The organism is Bradyrhizobium sp. cf659 (genome assembly GCF_900113725.1).
Lineage (GTDB): Bacteria > Pseudomonadota > Alphaproteobacteria > Rhizobiales > Xanthobacteraceae > Bradyrhizobium.
Genome location: NZ_FOQJ01000010.1, coordinates 117,426 through 135,668, shown reverse-complemented (window position 1 = coordinate 135,668; position 18,243 = coordinate 117,426). Strand labels below are relative to the sequence as shown.

Sequence of the window (18,243 nt, the reverse complement as noted above, 5' to 3'; positions counted from 1 at the left end):
TCTGCAAGCTGACCTGCGCTTACCGCGGAAAGACGATCGAAGCCGCGGCCCCCGATTTCTTCGAGGCGCTGTGCCTGATCCGCCGTCAGCTCGAGCCCGAGGGCCTCATCCCGTTCTCTGCTACGGCGCCAGCCTCAACGTGTATCCGTCCGGAATGGCGAGGGACATGGGCGCGGGGCTCAAGGCATATCGGATGAAGAAAGGCGTCCATGCGCGCATGGCCGACCTCGTCGAAATCTTCACTTCTGGGCCCGATGTGATCCCGGCCTCGGTCGACGCGCAGGAGGCGTTTTGGCGAGAATGGCTCGCCACTCCTCGCGTGTAGCGTGAAATCCACGCGAAGCGAGGCCCATTCCGGTCGATTTTGAAGCCAGTTCCGGGTTTACCCCCATTTGGCGGCGACCCGAATGCCCTTCGTGAGGCTCCATTCGCTGGATTTTCCCCCCTCCAGCCTATATCTGAAGGCCGTCCTCCACCTCCATTTTCGGGTTCCATGACGCCGCCGCGCAAGCTGCACATCAAATCATATGGCTGCCAGATGAACGTCTACGATGCCCAGCGCATGGTGGACACGCTGGCTCCGGAAGGATTCGTGGAGACGGCCAGCGCAGAGGACGCCGACCTCGTCATCCTCAACACCTGCCATATCCGCGAGAAAGCCTCCGAGAAGGTCTATTCCGAGCTCGGCCGGCTGCGCGTCGCCAAGGACGAGGCCGCCCGCGGGGGCCGCGCGATGCAGATCGCGGTCGCAGGCTGCGTGGCGCAGGCCGAGGGCGAGGAGATCGTGCGCCGGGCGCCGGTGGTCGACGTCGTGGTCGGCCCGCAGAGCTATCATCACCTGCCGGAGCTGCTGAAACGGGCCGGCAACGAAGGCCGCGCGATCGAGACCGAATTTCCCGCCGCCGACAAGTTCGGCTTCCTTGCCCAGCCGAAGCCCGACGCGATCCGCGCGCGCGGCATTTCCGCCTTCGTCACGGTGCAGGAAGGCTGCGACAAGTTCTGCACCTTCTGCGTCGTGCCCTATACGCGCGGCGCCGAGGTGTCGCGCCCGGTGGCAAGGATCGTCGACGACGTGAAGCGGCTCGCCGAGAACGGCGTGCGCGAGCTCACGCTGATCGGGCAGAACGTCAACGCCTATCATGGCGAGGGACCGGACGGAAAAACCTGGCCGCTCGGCCGGCTGCTCGAACATCTGGCAGGGATTCCCGGCATCGCGCGGCTGCGCTATTCGACCAGCCATCCGCGCGACGTCGATGACAGTCTGATTGCGGCCCATCGTGATCTCGAGGCCTTGATGCCGTTCGTGCACCTGCCGGTGCAGTCGGGCTCGGACCGGATTCTGGCGGCCATGAACCGCAAACATACCGCCGATGATTATCGGCGTGTCATCGACCGTTTCCGGGCCGCGCGCCAAGACATTGCTTTTTCATCAGATTTTATCGTGGGCTTCCCGGGGGAAAGCGAGCAAGATTTTCTCGCCACCCTCGCGCTTGTCACGCAAATCGGCTACGCTGCGGCTTATTCGTTCAAATACTCCGCCCGGCCGGGAACGCCGGCCGCGGACATGCAGGAGACGGTGTCCCCCGCCGAGATGGACCAGCGATTGGAGCGGCTCCAGGAACTGATCGACAGCCAGCAATCGGCCTTTAACAAGGCCGCGATTGGCTCAACCGTCGACGTGCTGTTCGAGCGTCCGGCGCGCAAGGACGGCCAGATCGTCGGCCGCACCGCCTTCCTCCAGCCCGCGCATGTGATGGCCCCGCCCGACATCATCGGACAAATCCTGCCGGTGCGGATCGACAGCCTCGAGCGCTACAGCTTCCTCGGCGAGATCGCCACAGCGCGCGTTGCGCGCGAGCCCGCTTTATCATCCATCGCCACTGGAGCCTGAACCCTTGCCAAAAAGCGCATCGGATTCGTCTTCTATCGCTCCCAGCCGCAAATTTGACCGCGACATGCAAGTTCCGCCCGAGACCCAGGTCGTCATCGACTTCGACGACAACCGCGCCGCATCCGCACTGGTCGGCCCCTACGGCCAGCACCTCGCGCAGATCGAGCGACGGCTCGGCGTCATCGTCGATTCCAAGGGCAACCACATCACCATCGGCGGCACGCGCGACGGCTGCGATGCCGCGCGCCGCGTGCTGGAGGTGCTCTACGCCCAGGCGGTGAAGGGGCAGGATCTCGACCAGGGCGAAGTCGAAGGCGCGATCCGCGCCGTGATCGCGCAGGGCTCGCTGTTCGAGTTCGACGCCAAGTCGGCCAAGTCGACCTTCGACAGCATCAATCTGCGCAAACGCCCGGTGCGCGCGCGCACCGCCGCACAGGACTCCTACATCCGCGCCCTGAAGCGCCACGAGCTGGTGTTCGGCATCGGTCCGGCCGGCACCGGCAAGACCTGGCTCGCGGTCGCGCATGCCGCGCAACTGTTCGAGCGCAAGGAGGTCGACAAGATCATCCTGTCGCGCCCGGCGGTGGAAGCCGGCGAGCGCCTCGGCTTCCTGCCCGGCGATCTCCGCGAGAAGGTCGATCCCTATCTGCGCCCGATCTACGACGCGCTCTACGACCTCATGGACGCGCGCATCGTCGAGCGGGCGCTCCAGACCGGCGAGATCGAGATCGCGCCGCTCGCCTTCATGCGCGGCCGCACGCTGACCAACGCCGCCATCATCCTGGACGAGGCGCAGAACACCACGTCGATGCAGATGAAGATGTTCCTGACCCGTCTCGGCGAGAACAGCCGCATGATCGTGACCGGCGACCCCTCGCAGATCGACCTGCCGAACGGCCAGACCTCGGGCCTCGCCGAGGCAACCCGCCTGCTGGACGGTGTCGAAGGCATTGCACAAGTTCATTTCAAAGCCGAGGACGTGATCCGCCACGAGCTCGTGGCGCGGATCGTCGCCGCCTATGAAGGGTCGCCGCAGCGGCCGGCGACCGGTAAATCCTGACGGGACAACAGCCGGACCATATGGGCGCGGACGCAAGCGCCTTTTCGTTCCGAACAAAGACAATGTCACACCCCAACCTTCCCATGACCGAGGTCCTCGTCGTCGCCGATTGCTGGCAGCGCGAACCCGATTCCGAAGCCGTGATCCAGCGCGCGGTCGCGGCTGCCGCCGAGAGTGTCGACGAAGACGTCGCGGAGGCGGAAGTGGCGGTGATGCTGACCGACGATGCCGGTATCCGCACGCTCAACAGCAACTGGCGCGGCATCGACAAGCCGACCAACGTGCTGTCGTTTCCCGCACTCCAGCCCGAGGGCGAATGGAAGCCAGGCGATGCGCCGCGCATGCTCGGCGACATCGCGATCGCCTACGAGACCATGCGGCGCGAGGCGGACGAGGAAAAGAAGCCGTTCGACCACCATCTGAGCCATCTCGCCGTGCACGGTTTCCTGCACCTGATCGGCTACGACCACGAGAACGACGACGACGCGGAGGAGATGGAAGCGCTGGAGACGCAGATCCTCGCCCATCTCGGCATTCCCGATCCCTATGCCGACCGCCCGGGGACGCACTGAGATGCCGGATTCCGACCCGATCCACGACAATCCCCGCAACACGCCCAACTTGCCGGTTGTGGTGACATCAGGCGAGGTCATGCGTCCGACCGCCGAGGGCTGGCTGCTGCGCGCGATCCGCACGCTGTTCGGCTGGAAGGCGGGATCGGTGCGCGACGATCTCCAGGTCGTGCTCGACGCCACGACGCCCGACGACACCGGCTTCTCGGCGGTTGAGCGCACCATGCTGCGCAACATCCTCGGTCTGCACGAGCGCCGCATCGCCGACGTCATGGTGCATCGCGCCGACATCATCGCGGTGAAGCGCGACATATCGCTCGGCGAGCTGATGGACCGCTTCGAAAGCGCCGGCCATTCGCGCCTCGTCGTCTACAACGAGACGCTCGACGATCCCGTCGGCATCGTCCACATCCGCGATTTGCTCGCGTTCATGACCGCGCGTGCGCGTGTGTCGGAGGCCACCAAGACCAAGCGCAAGAAGCCGCTGCCGGCCGGCCTCGACCTTCGTACCGTCGATCTCGCGATGCCGCTCGAGGACGCGCGCATCATCCGCAAGCTGCTCTACGTGCCGCCGTCGATGCGGGCGATCGACCTGCTCGCGCAGATGCAGGCCACGCGCATCCACCTGGCACTGGTGGTTGACGAATATGGCGGCAGCGACGGGCTGGTCTCGCTCGAGGACATCGTCGAGCAGATCGTCGGCGAGATCGACGACGAGCACGACAGCGACGAGCCGCCCTCGATCGTGCGCCTTCCGGACAACGCCTTCATCGCCGACGCCCGCGCCAGCCTCGACGACGTCCGCACGGTGATCGGTGCGGATTTCGTCACCGGCGAGGCCGGCGAGGAAGTCGAGACGCTGGGCGGCTATCTCGTCAGCTTCGTCGGGCGCCTGCCGGTGCGCGGCGAGGTGATCTCGGGCCCCGGCAATTACGAGGTCGAGGTGCTCGATGCCGATCCGCGCCGCGTCAAGCGGCTGCGCATCTCGACGCGAAAGGAACGCCCCGCGCCGCGCACCCAGCGCGAGAGCCGGCGCCGCGAAGCCGCGCCGGAGAGCGGTCAACCGCCGGCCAGTGACACGCCGACCCCGCCGCCAAGCGACGGGACCGGCCCACAGTGAGCGCATTCCAGCGTCTCCGTCAGATTGCTCTTGCCATCATCCTCACCTGGGGATGGAAGCGCGCCCTCCTCGCCATGGCCGCCGGCGCACTGTCGGTGCTGGCGCTGGCGCCGTTCAACGCCTTCCCGGTGCTGTTCATTACTTTCCCGGTGCTGGTCTGGCTGATCGACGGCGCCGGCGCTGGACGATATCGCGGCATCCCTGCCGCGGCGCTGACCGGCTACTGGTTCGGGCTCGGCTATTTCGTGCCCGGCCTGTACTGGATCGGCTACGCCTTCTTCGTCGACGCCGATGTGTTCGCCTGGCTGACGCCGTTCGCCGTGCTGGGCCTGCCGGCCTATCTGTCCATCTTCACGGCGACCGGCTTTGCGCTGGCCCGCCTGCTCTGGACCAAGAACGCCACGCGCGTGCTTGCGCTCGCGGCGAGCCTCACCATCGCCGAATGGCTGCGCGGTCACGCGCTGACCGGCTTTCCCTGGAACGCGTTCGGCTATGCGCTGTCCGAGCCGTTGCCGCTGGCGCAGACGGCGTCGCTGATCGGCCTGTGGGGGATGACATTCCTGACGGTCGCGATCTTTGCGAGCCCCGCGACGCTGATCGACCGCACGCCCGATCGCCGCGTGGCCTGGCGCGCGCCGGCCGCGGCGGTCGCGCTTCTGGTTGTCATGAGCATCTTCGGCGCGATCCGCCTGTCGCTGCATCCGACCACGATGGTCGCGGGCGCCAAGCTGCGCCTGATGCAACCGAACCTCCAGCAGGACGCGAAATTCAACTACGCCGCCAAGGCGGAGGTGATGAAGAAATACCTGGCGCTGTCGGACCGCGCCTCCGGACCGCAATCGACCGGCGTGCGCGATGCCACCATCCTGATCTGGCCGGAATCCGCCTTTCCGTTCTTCCTGACCCGCGAAGCCGACGCGATGGCAGAGATCGCCGAGCTTCTGCCGAAGGGCACGGTGCTGATCACGGGTTCGGTCCGCGCGCCCGATCTGCCGCGGGGAACGCCGATCACGCGTGCCTATAATTCGATCTACGTGATCGATCACGACGGCAGCGTGCTCGCGGTCTACGACAAGCTGCATCTGGTGCCGTTCGGAGAATTTCTTCCCTACCAGGGCCTGATGGAGAAGCTCGGCTTCGAGCAGCTAACGCGTGTGCGCGGCGGTTTTATCGCCGGCACCGTGCGGCATGCACTGCCGGTCGCCGGCGCGCCGTCCGCGCTGCCGCTGATCTGCTACGAAGCAATTTTTCCCGGCGAGGTTGCCGGTCGCAACGAACGTCCGGGCTGGATCGTGAACCTCACCAATGACGGCTGGTTCGGCATCTCGACCGGCCCCTATCAGCATCTGGAGCAGGCGCGGATGCGCGCGATCGAACTTGGATTGCCGCTGGTCCGCTCCGCCAATACCGGCATCTCCGCGGTGATCGATCCGGTGGGACGAACCATCGCCAGCCTCGGTCTCGGCGTCGAAGGCATTTTGGATGCAAGCCTGCCCGCCGCGATCCCGCCGACGATCTATGCGCGGGTCGGCGACGTGCCTGCGGCCGTGCTCGTCGCGGTGGCCGTGCTTCTCGCGGTCCGCCGACGCGTGACCAAACGGCACCCCTGATCCCGCCGTCAACGCCGAAGCGGCCGGAATCCTTTGACAACCGTGGTCCCACGGTTGACAGACTGCACGCGGGTTCCTCATTCTGCGCCGGCTGCAAAAGACAGTGGGCATTGCTAAATTTCTCCGCAATGTTTCCCAATAAGAGGGTCTGATTTTTATGATGCTGGCACCTGAGGCATTTCTATCGATTGCGCTGACGGTGGTGTTTGGAGGCTGAGGAAATGTCGAAAGCGCCCAACCCTGTTGACAAATATGTCGGCAGCCGCGTGCGTATGCGCCGCATCATGTTGGGCATGAGCCAGGAAAAGCTCGGTGAAGCTTTGGGCCTGACTTTCCAGCAGATTCAGAAATACGAGAAGGGCACGAACCGGGTCGGCGCGAGCCGAATCCAGCAGATTGCCGAGATTCTCCAGGTGCCGGTGTCGTTCCTGTTCGAGGGCGGACCGAGCGGCGTGGCCGGCCCGAACGGCTTCGCGGAAGGCGCCTCGCCCTCCTACGTCTCGGACTTCCTCGCGACCTCCGAAGGACTCGCCTTGACCAAGGCGTTCACCCGAATCACCGATTCGAAGATGCGCCGCTCGATCGTCGATCTCGTCGAGCAGATCGCGGCACGCGAAGGTCCCGACAAGCGCTGACGCGCCAGCTCAATCGATTTGAGGCTGCGCCAAATCTGGCCTATGTCGTCATTTGCGGCCGCGTCCTGATGCGCGCCCTCTCAAATGATGCGATTCAAAGGCATAGATGCGCCCATGGCGAGCTCCAATTGGTTCGATACCCAAACTATTCTCGACGGCATCCGACGCTGGGTGGAGATCGAGACGCCGACAGAGGCGCCTGATCAGGTCAACAGGCTGGTGTCGCTGGTCGCGGATCATCATCGCGATCTGCCCGTCACGCTCGAGCGCGTCGCCGGCGTCGACGGCTGCGGCGATCATCTGCTGGCACGCTCGGCCTGGGGCCAGGACCAGCCCGGCATCCTGGTGCTGAGCCACCTCGATACCGTTCACCCCCTGGGATTCATCGAGCGTCTGCCGTTCAAGGTCGAAGGTGACAGCGCGTTCGGTCCCGGCATCTACGACATGAAGGGCGGCGCCTACATCGCCCATCACGCGTTTCGCGCGCTTTGCGCCACGGCCGAGCGTTCGCCACTCGGCATCACCCACATGTTCACCTCCGACGAGGAGATCGGCAGCCCCACCTCGCGTGCGCTCATCGAGACGGAAGGGCGCAAGGCCAAATACGTGCTGGTGACGGAGCCGGCGCGCGACGGCGGCAAGATCGTCACCGGGCGCAAGGGCGTCGGACGCTTCCAGGTGTTCATCAAGGGCGTGCCGGCGCATGCCGGCTCGCGGCCCGAAGACGGTCGCAGTGCCGTCCGCGAGCTCGCCAATGTCATCCTGACGCTGGAAGGGATGAACGACCCGGCGCGCGGCGTCTCCGTGAATGTCGGTGTGGTGCGCGGCGGCACGCGCCCCAACGTGACGCCGGAAGAGGCTTATGCCGAAATCGATCTGCGCGTACCGAGCTTCACCGATGCGGACGAATTCGTCGGCAAGATCCTCGCCCTGACGTCAAAGACGGACGGCGTCACCGTCAAGGTCACCGGCGAGCTCAATCGTCCGCCCTACGAGAAGGGCAATGCGGGTGCCTCGCTGTACGAGCATGCCAAGACGCTCGCCACGGAGATCGGCTTCGAACTGATCGACACCTACACGGGCGGCGGCTCGGATGGCAATTTCACCGCGCCCCACACCGGCACGCTCGACGGGCTCGGCGTCGACGGCAAGGGCGCACACACCCATTATGAGCAGCTCTATGTCTCGTCGCTCGAACCGCGCGCGCGACTGCTCTATCGCCTGTATCAGACGCTGCGATGAGCGAACGCAAGTCAGATCCGGATCGCGATGACAGCGAGCGCGCCTTTTTCGGGCGCCGCAAGGGCCACAAGCTCAGGCAGCACCAGGCCGAGCTGATCGATCATCTGTTGCCGCATCTTGCGCTCGACATCACGGGCGAGGCGCCGGCGAAGGCCAGCGAGATCTTCGATCCCGCGGCGAGCGAAGTGCGGCTCGAGATCGGCTTCGGCGGCGGCGAGCATCTTGCGGCCGAGGCGCAGAACTTCGCCACGACCGGCTTCATCGGCTGCGAGCCCTATGTCAACGGCATGGCGAAGATCCTGGCGCAGATCGAGGCCGGCAACATCGCCAACATCCGCCTGTTCGCCGGCGATGCCGCCGAGCTCCTGGCCTGGCTGCCGCCAGCCTCGCTGTCGCGGATCGACCTGATCCATCCGGATCCCTGGCCGAAGCGGCGGCACTGGAAGCGGCGCTTCGTCCAGGACAGGACCATCGCTGCAATGGCGCGCGTGCTGAAGGTCGGCGGCGAATTCCGCTTCGTCTGCGACATCGACGATTACTGCGCCTGGACGCTGTCGCATCTGGCGCGCTCGGCGGATTTCAAATGGCTTGCGGAGCGTGCCGACGATTTCCGGCAGCCATGGGACGGCTACACGATGACGCGCTACGGCCGGAAGGCCGCGCGCGAGGGCCGCAAGGCGGCTTACTTGCGGTTCAGAAGACAATGATTGTCGTTCCGGGGCGCGCAGAGCGCGAACCCGGAACCTCGAGATTCCGGGTTCGCGCTCTGCGCGCCCCGGAATGACCAGCAAGAGAATCTCAGATCGTCTGCCGGTTGCGCCAGAAATTCACGACGCGTTCCGCCGTCGTCGGCATCAGGCGCGTGAAGTTCATGCGGGCGGCCTCGATGTCGGCATCGGCCGGCATGCGATGCGGACTGTACCAGAGCAGGATGAGTGCGCGCACCGTGGGCCAGCCGAGGTTCAGCACGCGCCCCAGGATCAGAATCGGATCGTAGCGGTCGCCCGCGATCAGGCGGTCGAGGATCGAGAGGCGGACGCCGGACATCGCCGAGAGCGAGGCGATCGATTCCTCGTATTTGTTTGCCTTGGCAAAGCCGAGCAGCGCGCTCTCGCCGAGATGGCCCTCGCGATGCAAGGTGAGCACCGTGCGCTGTGCCCCCGAGAAGTCGCGCCGCGGCCCGGGCGGCAGCGCGGCCTCCTCGATGGCCGCCATGGCGCGCTTGATCTCGATCTGGCGCACGGGATTGACCACGCTGGAGAGACGGCGGCGGATGACGTCGAGCGTGCCGTCGAGCAGCTCTTTCAGGTGCTCGCCCGAAAGATCGTTGCGCTGGCCGATCTTGAGCGTCAGCACGCCGTCCTGCGCGGCACGCTTGATCAGCTCGGAATAGCTGCGAGGTGAGAACACGGCGCCGGCATTGCCCGCGGCGCGACGCACCACGTCGCGATCGCCGCGCTCGATCAGCACGTCGGTGACGACAGGCGACAGAGCGGGGCGCTCCGTCATCGCCAGCAGATGACCCTGGCCCTTCAGCCGCGCGATCTCGACCAGGGCAGCTTCGTCGAGCACGGGCGAGCGGCGCAGCACGGGGCCCGCCACCATGATCTCGTTTTCGCGGGCAAGTTGGTTCACCAGATGCCGCGGCGCGTTGTTCAGGCGCGAGAAGCGTTCGGCGAGATCGACGCGCGAGGCGAGCTCGGCATGCGGGACGAGATCGATCAAGAGATCGTCGAAGAGATCGATGAGCTCGGGACGGAGCCTGGCGGGATCCTGGAAGAACAGTTCGGCGATGGCGCGTGCGATCTCGCCACGGCGCCGGGGGTCGCCGCGTTTGACGATATCGTCCAGTCCGGGAATGAGCGACGTGGCAACGGTCATGAAAACGCAAACTCGTACGGGGCACGCCGCGGGTGCGCCCTTGGTCCAAGCCGCCCCACAATCAGGCAATTTAGGCCCCGTTGATGAAGGAAGCGTTGCGCGGGGGGCCGCCGGAAGGGCGCAAAAAGCCTCGCCTGCCCTGCGATGGGCCTTGTCCGGGAGGGTGGAAAGGGCTATATCAGCGCCAATTCATCTTCTCATACGATCCGCGTAGTGAGAGTGGGCCCGAAAGGACCCGCTCTTTTTTATTACCTGAGCGCGGCTTGGCGGAAGATGCGGCCCGGCGAGCTGTCGGGAAAGTTCCGAAGCGGGCTTTGAAATCGTAACCAAGCCTTAACCATCGAGCGCCTTGACCCTGGATATGACCGAACCGACCGCTGGTTCCACGGATGCCGAGTTGCTGGCCGAGCCGAGGCTCGTGGTCGAGCCGGGCGTCGCGGCACGGGTGTCCGCGGTGGCAGCGCCCGTGCTCCAGGGCATGGGCTACCGCCTGGTGCGGATCCGCATCTCGGGCGAGGCCGGCTGCACCGTGCAGATCATGGCCGAGCGCCCGGACGGCTCGATGCAGATCGAGGATTGCGAGGCGATCTCGCGGGCGCTGTCGCCCGTGCTCGACGTCGCCGACCCTATCGATCGCGCCTATCGGCTGGAAATCTCCTCGCCGGGGATCGATCGCCCCCTGGTGCGGCGTTCCGATTTCGAGCGCTATGCCGGGCATCTGGTGAAGGTCGAGATGGCGGTCGCCCATGAGGGGCGGAAGCGGTTCCGCGGCATGATCGGCCCTGTCGAAGGCGACCGCGTGCATCTGCATCGCGACGACGTCAAGGCGGGCGAGGAACGCGACGTTCTCCTGACGATGGAGGATATCAGCGAGGCCCGGCTGGTGCTGACCGATGAGCTGATCGCGGAATCGATGCGCCGTGGCAAGGCCGCGGCGCGCGAGCTGCGCCGCAATCTCGGCCTGGAGCCGCCGGCTGCGCCTCACGCGAAAATCAGCGAAAAAACCACCAAGAACACCAAGCCGACGAAGAAGCCGGCACCGACCAATACGAAGAAGCATCGCCTGGCCGCCGAACGCGCGCGGCGCGGCGAGATCGAGCCTGACGAAGGAGACTAGCCATGGCAGTCAGCGCCAATCGACTTGAATTGCTCCAGATCGCCGATGCCGTCGCGCGCGAGAAATCGATCGACCGCGGCATCGTCATCGCCGCGATGGAGGACGCCATCGCCAAGGCGGCGCGGGCCCGCTACGGCAGCGAGACTGACGTTCACGCCGAGATCGACCCGAAGAAGGGCGAGCTGCGGCTGTCGCGCCACATGCTGGTGGTCGAGAAGGTCGAAAACCACTCCAACCAGATTTCGCTGGTGGATGCGCAGCGCGCCAATCCCGGCGCCCAGGTCGGCGACACCATCGCCGACACCCTGCCGCCGCTGGAATATGGCCGCATCGCCGCGCAGTCGGCCAAGCAGGTGATCGTGCAGAAGGTGCGCGAGGCCGAGCGCGACCGGCAGTATCAGGAGTTCAAGGACCGCATCGGCGACATCGTCAATGGCGTCGTCAAGCGCGTCGAATATGGCAGCGTGATCGTCGATCTCGGCCGTGGCGAGGCCATCATCCGCCGCGACGAGATGCTGCCGCGCGAAGTCTTCCGCAACGGCGACCGCGTCCGCGCCTATATCTTCGACGTCCGCCGCGAGACCCGCGGCCCGCAGATCTTCCTTTCCCGCACCCATCCGCAGTTCATGGCGAAGCTGTTCGCGCAGGAAGTGCCCGAGATCTACGACGGCATCGTCGAGATCAAGGCGGTTGCCCGCGATCCCGGCTCGCGCGCGAAAATCGGCGTGATTTCCCGCGATTCCTCGGTCGATCCGGTCGGCGCCTGCGTCGGCATGCGCGGCTCGCGCGTGCAGGCGGTGGTGAACGAATTGCAGGGCGAGAAGATCGACATCATTCCCTGGTCGCCCGACATCGCGACCTTCGTGGTCAACGCGCTGGCGCCGGCCGAAGTCTCCAAGGTCGTCATCGACGAAGACCGCGAGCGCATCGAGGTCGTCGTGCCCGATACCAACAACCAGCTCTCGCTGGCGATCGGCCGCCGCGGCCAGAACGTGCGTCTGGCCTCGCAGCTCACCGGATGGGATATCGACATCCTGACCGAGCAGGAGGAATCGGAGCGCCGTCAGGCCGACTTCGAGAACTCCACCCGCGTCTTCATGGAATCGCTCAACGTCGACGAGGTGGTCGGCCAGCTGCTGGCGTCCGAAGGCTTCACCTCGGTCGAAGAACTCGCGATGGTCGACATCAAGGAGCTCGCCGGCATCGAGGGTTTTGACGAGGAGACCGCGCAGGAGCTCCAGAACCGCGCCCGCGAATATCTCGAGCAGCAGGAAGCCGAGCTCGAGGCCAAGCGCGTGGAACTCGGCGTCGAGGACGCTCTCAAGGACGTGCCCGGCGTCACCTCGAAGATGCTGGTGAAGTTCGGCGAGAACGACATCAAGACCGTCGACGACCTCGCCGGCTGCGCCACCGACGATCTGGTCGGCTGGACCGAGCGCAAGGAAGGTGGCGAATCCACCAAATATCCGGGTGCGCTCGACGGTATCGACATCTCCCGTGACGATGCCGAAGCGATAATCATGCAGGCCCGCGTCAAGGCCGGCTGGATCACCGAGGCCGATCTCGCCAAGCCCGCTGAAGAGGCTGAGGCGACCGAAGATCAGCCGGCTTAAGGGCGAAGGAGAATGTCCCTCGGATGCTCGCAGATACTGACCACGATCTCGACCATGGGCCGCGGACCGAAAGGTCCGCGACCATGCGGATGTGCGCGGTCAGCCGCGAGGTCCGGCCGATCGACGAGCTGATCCGTTTCGTCGTCTCGCCGGAAGGGCACATAGTTCCCGATCTCAAGCGCAAGCTGCCCGGACGCGGCATGTGGATCACCGCCTCGCGCGAGGTGGTTGCGGAAGCCGTGCGGCGTCACCAATTTAGCAAGGCCTTCAAGCGCGAGCTGCGCACCCCTCAGACGCTTCCCGCCGACATCGAGGCGCTCCTGGTCCGGAGCGTGACGGAAGCCCTTGGGATCGCCGCCAAGGCGGGCCAGATCGTGGCCGGCTTCGGCAAGGTCGAGAGCGCCCTGCGCGAAGGCACGGTCGAGGTCCTGATCCACGCCAGCGACGGGGCCGCGGACGGAATCCGCAAATTGGACATGCTGGCGCGTCAAAATGCCGGGAATCGCGGCGCCAAGCCGCAAATTCCCGTCGTGACGGTACTGAAATCGATAGAATTGGATTTGGCACTGACCCGGTCAAATGTGATACATGCTGCCCTGCTCGCGGGCCCGGCGAGCAGGTCATTCCTGTCACGTAGCCAGATGCTGGTCCGATACCGGATGGCGGACGATGACAAGACTGCCGAAATGCCCGGCCAGGATTTCTGAGAGACAACGACGAACCGATATGGCGGTGCGGCAACGCACAACGACAACAAGATCAGGATTAGGACTGCTGAATGGTTGATACCAAGACCCCTGACGACAAGAAGCTGAGCGTTCCGAGCAAGACGCTATCGCTCAAGCCGCGCGTCGAAACGGGCACTGTGCGCCAGAGCTTCAGCCATGGCCGCAGCAAGCAGGTCGTGGTCGAGAAGCGCGGCAAGCGCCGTATCGACGGCAGCCCCGAGCCGCAGGCTCCCACGGTTGTTGCAAAGCCGGCACCGGCCGCGCCCGCTCCGTCGCGCCCCGCTCCGCCCGCCCAGCCGCGCAACGCCGGTTCCGGCGTGGTCCTGCGCACCCTGACCGAGGACGAGCGTTCGGCCCGTGCCAGCGCGCTGGCCGATGCCAAGCTGCGCGAAGTCGAGGAACGCCGCCAGGCCGAGGAAGAGGCCCAGCGCCGCGCGGTCCGCGAGGCCGCCGAACGCGCCGAGCGCGAAGCCGCCGAAGCCCGCCGCAAGGCCGAGGACGAGCGCCATCGCCACGAGGACGAAGCCAAGCGGAAGGCCGAGACCGAGGCCAAGAAGCGTTTCGGCGAAGGCGAGCAGCCGGCATCGGCCGCGCGTCCCGCAACCGCGGCACCGGCCGCGCCTGCGCCGCGGCCCGGCGCCCCCGTGGCCCGGCCCGGAACCACGACGACCCGCCCGGGAACAACGACGGCGCGTCCTGCAACGACGACCGCACAGCGTCCGGGTGCACCGGCCGGTCGCGGCCCCGCAGTTGCAGCCGAACCGGATGAGGACGAGGCGCCGCGCCAGATCCGTCGCGGTCCCGGCGGCGCCGCGCGTCCCGCGCCCCCGCCCAAGACCACTCACAAGCCCGGCCCGCAGAAAGAGCGCGGCCGCCTCACCGTCGTCACCGCGCTCAACGCCGACGAGGTGCGCGAGCGCTCGATCGCCTCGTTCCGCCGCCGCACCCAGCGCCTGAAGGGCCATGCCTCGAACGAGCCGAAGGAAAAGCTCATCCGCGAGGTGGTCATTCCGGAAGCGATCACGATCCAGGAGCTCGCCAATCGCATGGCCGAGCGCGCGGTCGACGTCATCCGCATGCTGATGAAGCAGGGCGCGATGCACAAGATCACCGACGTGATCGACGCCGACACCGCACAGCTGATCGCCGAAGAGCTCGGTCACACCGTCAAGCGCGTCGCCGCGTCGGACGTCGAAGAGGGTCTGTTCGACCAGGTCGACGATTCCACCGACACCGAGACGCGTTCGCCTGTGGTGACCGTGATGGGTCACGTCGACCACGGCAAGACCTCGCTGCTCGACGCGCTCCGTCACGCCAACGTCGTCTCCGGCGAAGCCGGCGGCATCACCCAGCATATCGGCGCCTATCAGGTGGTGTCGCCCGAAAGCGGCAAGAAGATCACCTTCATCGACACGCCCGGCCACGCCGCGTTCACCGCGATGCGCGCCCGCGGCGCCAAGGTCACCGACATCGTCGTGCTGGTGGTCGCGGCCGATGACGGCGTGATGCCGCAGACCGTCGAAGCCATCAACCACGCCAAGGCGGCGCGGGTGCCGATCATCGTTGCCATCAACAAGATCGACAAGCCCGATGCCAAGCCCGAGCGCGTGCGCACCGAGCTGCTCCAGCACGAAGTGCAGGTGGAATCCTTCGGCGGCGACGTCGTCGACGTCGAGGTGTCCGCCAAGAACAAGACCAATCTCGACAAGCTGCTCGAGATGATCGCGCTCCAGGCCGACATCCTCGACCTGAAGACCAATTCGGAACGCCCGGCCGAAGGCACCGTGATCGAGGCCAAGCTCGACCGCGGCCGTGGTCCGGTCGCGACCGTGCTGGTCCAGCGCGGCACGCTCCGTGTCGGCGACATCATCGTTGCCGGCGCCGAGATGGGCCGCGTCCGCGCGCTGATCTCGGATCAGGGCGAGACGGTGCAGGAAGCAGGTCCGTCGGTGCCGGTCGAGGTGCTCGGCTTCAACGGTCCGCCGGAAGCCGGCGATCGCCTCGCCGTCGTCGAGAACGAAGCCCGTGCCCGCCAGGTCACGAGCTACCGCGCGCACCAGAAGCGCGAGAACGCGGCAGCCTCGATCTCCGGCATGCGCGGCTCGCTCGAGCAGATGATGTCGCAGCTGAAGACGGCGGGCCGCAAGGAATTCCCGCTGATCATCAAGGCCGACGTGCAGGGCTCGCTGGAAGCGATCCTCGGCTCGCTGGAGAAGCTCGGCACCGACGAAGTCGCCGCCCGCATCCTGCATGCCGGCGTCGGCGGTATTTCGGAGTCGGACGTGACGCTCGCGGAAGGCTTCAACGCCGCGATCATCGGCTTCTCGGTTCGTGCCAACAAGGAGGCCGCTGCGGCCGCCAAGCGCAACGGCATCGAGATCCGCTACTACAACATCATCTACGACCTCGTGGACGACGTGAAGAAGGCGATGAGCGGTCTGCTCGCGCCGACCTTGCGCGAAACCATGCTCGGCAACGCCGCGATCCTGGAGATCTTCAACATCTCCAAGGTCGGCAAGGTCGCCGGCTGCCGCGTCACCGACGGCACCGTGGAACGCGGCGCCAATGTGCGCCTGATCCGCGACAACGTCGTCGTGCACGAAGGCAAGCTGTCGACGCTGAAGCGCTTCAAGGACGAAGTGAAGGAAGTCCAGTCCGGCCAGGAATGCGGCATGGCCTTCGAGAACTATCACGACATGCGTGCCGGTGACGTGATCGAGTGTTATCGCGTGGAGACGATCCAGCGCTCCCTGTAAGTCCAAATCTTACCGAAGCGCCCGGATCTTTTTGAACTGATATAGCGGGAGTGAGATGGCCGGATTTTTTCCGGCCATCCACGCCGCTTCGTTTCAACAGGACAAATGACAATGCACGTGTCCCAAACACGGGCACGACGAGGTGATTTCCAGACCATGCCCCGCCACCATCAAAAGAAGAGTTCCGCGCCAGGCGGAGGCTCGCAACGCCAGTTGCGCGTCGGCGAACAGGTTCGCCATGCGATGGCCGAGATTCTGGCGCAAGGCAATGTGCATGATGCGGACCTCGAAGGTCACATCATCACCGTGCCGGAGGTGCGGATGTCGCCCGACCTGAAGCTCGCGACAATCTACGTGATGCCGCTCGGTGGCCGCGACACCGAGGTCGTCATCGCTGCGCTCGAGCGCAACAAGAAATTCCTGCGCGGCGAAGTCGCGCGGCGCGTTAACCTGAAATTTGCACCTGACCTTCGCTTCCGTGTCGACGAGCGATTCGACGAAGCGGAACGGATCGAGAAGCTTTTGCGAACACCTGCGGTGCAGAAGGACCTGGAACAGGATCCGGATTCGGATCGGGAAGAAGAGCAATGACGATGGACCCGGCTCACGGCACGATCGGCGGTGAAGAGGCCGATCAGCGCGACGTGCAGAAAAATAATTTTGCGGACATGAGCGGCGATTCTCAGCCGCACCAGGAGCCGCGCCGCGTCAACAACGATCCCCGCGCCAAGCAGCAGAAGGGCAACCAGCCTCGCCGCGACCGCCGCGACGTCCACGGCTGGGTCGTGCTCGACAAGCCGATCGGCATGACCTCGACGCAGGCCGTCGCGGTGCTCAAGCGCCTGTTCAATGCCAAGCGCGCCGGCCACGCCGGCACGCTCGATCCGCTCGCGTCCGGCGGCCTGCCGATTGCGCTCGGCGAAGCCACCAAGACGGTTCCCTTCGTCATGGACGGCCGCAAGCGCTACCAGTTCACCGTGTGCTGGGGCGAGGAGCGCGACACCGACGACATCGAGGGTCGGGTCACCGCGACCTCCGACCAGCGCCCGACCCGGGAGGCCATCCTGGCGCTCTTGCCCCGCTTCACCGGGGTGATCGAGCAGATCCCGCCGCGCTATTCCGCGATCAAGGTCCAGGGCGAGCGCGCCTATGACCTTGCCCGCGACGGCGAGATCGTGGAACTGGCTCCCCGCCCGGTCGAGATTCACCAATTAACCCTTTTGAATCAACCGGATAATGACCGGGCCGTGTTCGAGGCCGAGTGCGGCAAGGGCACCTATGTCCGCGCCCTCGCCCGCGACATGGGCCGGATTCTGGGCACTTACGGCCATATCTGCGCGCTGCGGCGGACGCTGGTCGGCCCATTTGGTGAAAACGACATGATTCCGCTGGATCAGTTGGAGGCTTTGTGCGATAGAGCCGCGTCCGGCGAGGGTAGCCTCGCCGACGCGCTTTTGCCCGTTGAGACCGCGCTGGACGACATCCCGGCACTGGCCGTCACTCGGGCTGATGCGGCAAGGCTCCATCGGGGCCAGGCCGTTTTGTTGCGCGGACGGGATGCGCCCACTTGTAGCGGCACAGTCTATGTCACGGTGGCAGGCCGCCTTTTGGCGCTTGCCGAAGTCGGCAATGGCGAAATCATCCCCAAGCGTGTGTTCAACCTGACCGGCCTGACTGCCAGCCCCGGTCGCAACGAGAGAAATTGACGATGTCGATTGCCGCAGAACGCAAAGCGGAAGTCATCAAGACGAATGCCACCAAGGCCGGCGATACCGGCTCGCCCGAGGTTCAGGTCGCGATCCTGTCGGAACGCATCAACAACCTCACCAGCCATTTCAAGACCCACGTGAAGGACAACCATTCGCGTCGCGGCCTCTTGAAGCTGGTCTCGACCCGTCGCTCGCTCCTCGACTACCTCAAGAAGAGGGACGAGGCGCGGTACAAGGCGCTGCTCGAGAAGCACAACATTCGTCGTTAAGTGTTCCTGCGCGCGCCACTGGCGCGCGTTTTCGCGTGGT

General features: G+C 65.6%; 17 protein-coding genes. 16 read left to right on the top strand and 1 reads right to left on the bottom strand.

Annotated features, from left to right (window positions below):
- Positions 1-166 precede the first annotated feature (166 nt).
- The 9 genes from BM118_RS41840 to trmB all read left to right on the top strand — a co-directional run bounded on the left by BM118_RS41840 (position 167) and on the right by trmB (position 8,837).
- Positions 167-325: a hypothetical protein gene (locus BM118_RS41840; protein ID WP_177234862.1), complete on the top strand. Its 159-nt coding sequence runs from the start codon at positions 167-169 to the stop codon at positions 323-325.
- A 168-nt stretch (positions 326-493) separates the two neighbouring features.
- Positions 494-1,891, top strand: a complete 1,398-nt coding sequence (gene miaB / locus BM118_RS31070; RefSeq protein ID WP_092190443.1) for a tRNA (N6-isopentenyl adenosine(37)-C2)-methylthiotransferase MiaB — start codon at positions 494-496, stop codon at positions 1,889-1,891.
- A gap of 64 nt (positions 1,892-1,955) precedes the next feature.
- Positions 1,956-2,951 carry a PhoH family protein gene (locus tag BM118_RS31065; protein ID WP_092190441.1) on the top strand — a complete coding sequence of 332 codons (996 nt, stop codon included), beginning with the start codon at positions 1,956-1,958 and terminating at the stop codon, positions 2,949-2,951.
- A gap of 83 nt (positions 2,952-3,034) precedes the next feature.
- Entirely contained in the window at positions 3,035-3,523 is a 489-nt protein-coding gene (gene ybeY / locus BM118_RS31060; RefSeq protein WP_235885657.1) for an rRNA maturation RNase YbeY, read from the top strand.
- 1 nt (position 3,524) lies between these two features.
- A complete protein-coding gene (locus BM118_RS31055) occupies positions 3,525-4,643 on the top strand; it encodes a hemolysin family protein (RefSeq protein WP_244550279.1) in 1,119 nt (372 codons plus the stop codon).
- Complete coding sequence (gene lnt, locus BM118_RS31050) at positions 4,640-6,253, top strand: apolipoprotein N-acyltransferase (protein ID WP_092190437.1); 1,614 nt, start codon at positions 4,640-4,642, stop codon at positions 6,251-6,253. The genes BM118_RS31055 and lnt overlap by 4 nt, the downstream gene beginning before the upstream one ends.
- Before the next feature lie 221 nt (positions 6,254-6,474).
- Positions 6,475-6,888, top strand: coding sequence for a helix-turn-helix domain-containing protein (locus BM118_RS31045; RefSeq protein WP_027546813.1), 414 nt, complete (start codon positions 6,475-6,477; stop codon positions 6,886-6,888).
- 84 nt (positions 6,889-6,972) lie between these two features.
- On the top strand, positions 6,973-8,130 hold the full coding sequence (locus tag BM118_RS31040) for a M20 family metallopeptidase (protein ID WP_092190436.1): 1,158 nt from the start codon (positions 6,973-6,975) through the stop codon (positions 8,128-8,130).
- On the top strand, positions 8,127-8,837 hold the full coding sequence (trmB, locus tag BM118_RS31035; protein ID WP_092190433.1) for a tRNA (guanosine(46)-N7)-methyltransferase TrmB: 711 nt from the start codon (positions 8,127-8,129) through the stop codon (positions 8,835-8,837). The genes BM118_RS31040 and trmB overlap by 4 nt, the downstream gene beginning before the upstream one ends.
- A 91-nt stretch (positions 8,838-8,928) precedes the next feature.
- Here trmB and BM118_RS31030 read toward each other — a convergent pair whose 3' ends face one another.
- The gene (locus BM118_RS31030; protein WP_092190431.1) at positions 8,929-10,011 is read right to left on the bottom strand and encodes a DUF2336 domain-containing protein; all 1,083 of its coding nucleotides are present in this window, start codon (positions 10,009-10,011) and stop codon (positions 8,929-8,931) included.
- Positions 10,012-10,372: 361 nt separating this feature from the next.
- On the opposite strand from BM118_RS31030, the gene rimP reads away from it, so the two are divergent.
- From rimP to rpsO, 7 genes are all read left to right on the top strand, one after another.
- Entirely contained in the window at positions 10,373-11,128 is a 756-nt protein-coding gene (rimP, locus tag BM118_RS31025) for a ribosome maturation factor RimP (protein ID WP_092190688.1), read from the top strand.
- A gap of 2 nt (positions 11,129-11,130) precedes the next feature.
- On the top strand, positions 11,131-12,741 hold the full coding sequence (gene nusA / locus BM118_RS31020; RefSeq protein ID WP_092190429.1) for a transcription termination factor NusA: 1,611 nt from the start codon (positions 11,131-11,133) through the stop codon (positions 12,739-12,741).
- Between the two features lie 23 nt (positions 12,742-12,764).
- Entirely contained in the window at positions 12,765-13,448 is a 684-nt protein-coding gene (locus BM118_RS31015; protein ID WP_092190427.1) for an RNA-binding protein, read from the top strand.
- Positions 13,449-13,519: 71 nt separating this feature from the next.
- Positions 13,520-16,225 carry a translation initiation factor IF-2 gene (infB, locus tag BM118_RS31010; RefSeq protein ID WP_092190425.1) on the top strand — a complete coding sequence of 902 codons (2,706 nt, stop codon included), beginning with the start codon at positions 13,520-13,522 and terminating at the stop codon, positions 16,223-16,225.
- 156 nt (positions 16,226-16,381) lie between these two features.
- The gene (rbfA, locus tag BM118_RS31005; protein WP_092190424.1) at positions 16,382-16,816 is read left to right on the top strand and encodes a 30S ribosome-binding factor RbfA; all 435 of its coding nucleotides are present in this window, start codon (positions 16,382-16,384) and stop codon (positions 16,814-16,816) included.
- Positions 16,813-17,931 (top strand): tRNA pseudouridine(55) synthase TruB, encoded by a 1,119-nt coding sequence (gene truB / locus BM118_RS31000; protein ID WP_177234861.1) that lies wholly within the window; start codon positions 16,813-16,815, stop codon positions 17,929-17,931. Before rbfA ends, truB begins: the two co-directional genes overlap by 4 nt.
- Positions 17,932-17,933: 2 nt before the next feature.
- Complete coding sequence (gene rpsO, locus BM118_RS30995) at positions 17,934-18,203, top strand: 30S ribosomal protein S15 (protein WP_011083602.1); 270 nt, start codon at positions 17,934-17,936, stop codon at positions 18,201-18,203.
- The last annotated feature ends 40 nt before the right edge of the window (positions 18,204-18,243 follow it).

What these genes read in the sequence shown, in the direction of transcription:
- rpsO (WP_011083602.1), top strand. Translation starts at nt 17,934, where the DNA reads ATGTCGATTGCCGCAGAACGCAAAGCGGAAGTCATCAAGACGAATGCC.
- BM118_RS31065 (WP_092190441.1), top strand. Translation starts at nt 1,956, where the DNA reads ATGCAAGTTCCGCCCGAGACCCAGGTCGTCATCGACTTCGACGACAAC.
- BM118_RS31045 (WP_027546813.1), top strand. Translation starts at nt 6,475, where the DNA reads ATGTCGAAAGCGCCCAACCCTGTTGACAAATATGTCGGCAGCCGCGTG.
- miaB (WP_092190443.1), top strand. Translation starts at nt 494, where the DNA reads ATGACGCCGCCGCGCAAGCTGCACATCAAATCATATGGCTGCCAGATG.
- rbfA (WP_092190424.1), top strand. Translation starts at nt 16,382, where the DNA reads ATGCCCCGCCACCATCAAAAGAAGAGTTCCGCGCCAGGCGGAGGCTCG.
- truB (WP_177234861.1), top strand. Translation starts at nt 16,813, where the DNA reads ATGACGATGGACCCGGCTCACGGCACGATCGGCGGTGAAGAGGCCGAT.
- nusA (WP_092190429.1), top strand. Translation starts at nt 11,131, where the DNA reads ATGGCAGTCAGCGCCAATCGACTTGAATTGCTCCAGATCGCCGATGCC.
- ybeY (WP_235885657.1), top strand. Translation starts at nt 3,035, where the DNA reads ATGACCGAGGTCCTCGTCGTCGCCGATTGCTGGCAGCGCGAACCCGAT.
- BM118_RS41840 (WP_177234862.1), top strand. Translation starts at nt 167, where the DNA reads ATGGGCGCGGGGCTCAAGGCATATCGGATGAAGAAAGGCGTCCATGCG.
- BM118_RS31030 (WP_092190431.1), bottom strand. Translation starts at nt 10,011, where the DNA reads ATGACCGTTGCCACGTCGCTCATTCCCGGACTGGACGATATCGTCAAA.
- infB (WP_092190425.1), top strand. Translation starts at nt 13,520, where the DNA reads ATGGTTGATACCAAGACCCCTGACGACAAGAAGCTGAGCGTTCCGAGC.
- BM118_RS31055 (WP_244550279.1), top strand. Translation starts at nt 3,525, where the DNA reads ATGCCGGATTCCGACCCGATCCACGACAATCCCCGCAACACGCCCAAC.
- rimP (WP_092190688.1), top strand. Translation starts at nt 10,373, where the DNA reads ATGACCGAACCGACCGCTGGTTCCACGGATGCCGAGTTGCTGGCCGAG.
- BM118_RS31015 (WP_092190427.1), top strand. Translation starts at nt 12,765, where the DNA reads ATGCTCGCAGATACTGACCACGATCTCGACCATGGGCCGCGGACCGAA.
- trmB (WP_092190433.1), top strand. Translation starts at nt 8,127, where the DNA reads ATGAGCGAACGCAAGTCAGATCCGGATCGCGATGACAGCGAGCGCGCC.
- BM118_RS31040 (WP_092190436.1), top strand. Translation starts at nt 6,973, where the DNA reads ATGATGCGATTCAAAGGCATAGATGCGCCCATGGCGAGCTCCAATTGG.